We start from the raw sequence: 1,577 nt of genomic DNA on the forward strand, positions 1-1,577 counted from the left end.
CGCGCCAACGGCACCGAAGACTCCACCACCACCCGCTCCGCCAACGCCACCCAATGCCGACACAACCGCTCCACCGTCACCACATCGAACAGATCAGTGTTGAACTCCGCGACACCGACGAGCCCGCCGTCACCCTCCTGGAAGTGCAGGCCGAACTCGAACTGGGCTGCGGTACGGGGAACTTCGTGCTCCGAGACGTTCAGCCCGGGCAGCTCGAAGGCTCCGGCCGGCGTGTTCTGGAGCGTCATCATCACCTGGACAAGCGGGGTCCGGCTGGTGTCCCGCTCCGGGGCCAGCTCCTCGATCAGCCGGCTGAACGGCACATCCTGATGGGAGAAGGCATCGAGCGTGGTGTCCCGTATGTCCGTGAGCAGCTCACCGAACGAGCGTGCCTCGTCGATCCGCGCCCGCAGTACAAGCGTATTGACGAAGAAGCCGACCAGCCCCTCCAGTTCGGCTCGCTCGCGACCGGAGACTGCCGTTCCCACCGCGATGTCGCGCTGGCCGCTGTAGCGGGAGAGGAGAAGCTGCGTCACTGCCAGCAGCCCCATGAAGAGGCTCGCGCCCCGGGTGCGTCCGAGCGCTGTGAGCCGTTCCGTCAGCTCCGCCCCAACCGAGAAGACATACGTGTCCCCTGACGCCGTCCTGACCAGCGGTCGCGGACGGTCGGTAGGCAGCTCCAGCGGCTCCAGTCCCTCCAACTGGGCACGCCAGTAACCGATCTGTGTATCGAGAGCATCTCCGGTCAGGCGCTCGCGCTGCCACACCGCGTAGTCCGGGTACTGCACCGGAAGGTCGGCGAGCGCCGCGTCCTCGCCGCGTACGGCCGCCGCGTACAGATCGCTCAGCTCACGGGTGATCACGCCCATGGACCAGCCGTCGGTGACGATGTGATGCATCGAGATGGCAAGGACGTGCTCGTCCTGGGCAAGGCGTACGAGCAGTACGCGCACCAGGGGTCCGGTGCGGAGGTCGAACGGTGTGACGGCCTCGGTCCGCAGCTCCGCATCGAGCCCGGACGGGTCACTCACGGCGACCGTGCGTACGGGCACGTCGAAGGCGTCGTGCACGACCTGGACCCCGCGACCGTCCACCGAGTCGAATGTCGTACGGAGCGACTCGTGCCGGGCGACCAGGCCGACGACCGCGCTTCGGAGCGCAGCCTCGTCGAGCACGCCGGCCAGCCGGAGCGCACCGACGATGTTGTATTCGATCGCGCCCGGAGTGAAGTTCTCCAGGAACCAGAGCCGCTCCTGAGTGAGCGACATCGGAAGCTGCCCGCCCCGGGCCACCGGTACGACCGCGCCCGGGTCGGCCGGACCCGTCGCCGCCGGTCCGCTCGGCTCTGCCTCCGTCAGTGAGGCGAGCCGGGCGACGGTGGGGTGGTCGAAGAGTGCGCGCGGCGTCAGTCCGGCCCCCAGCACGGCCCGGATACGGGACACCACCTTCAGGCTGGAGATGGAGTCCCCGCCCAGCTCGAAGAAGTCGTCCTCCACCCCCACCCGCTCGACACCCAGAACCTCGGCCCAAACGGCTGCAAGAGCCCGCTCCGCCTCGGTGCGCGGGGCGACATACCC

Annotated in this window: 1 protein-coding gene; it reads right to left on the minus strand. The window is 68.6% G+C overall.

The window, feature by feature from the left end:
* Positions 1-1,577: condensation domain-containing protein (locus AB0P17_RS43250; protein WP_365820616.1), on the minus strand; the 1,577-nt coding region annotated here is incomplete at both ends.

Origin of the sequence: Streptomyces sp. NPDC088124 (assembly GCF_040685895.1) — a bacterium.
Taxonomy (GTDB): Bacteria; Actinomycetota; Actinomycetes; order Streptomycetales; family Streptomycetaceae; genus Streptomyces.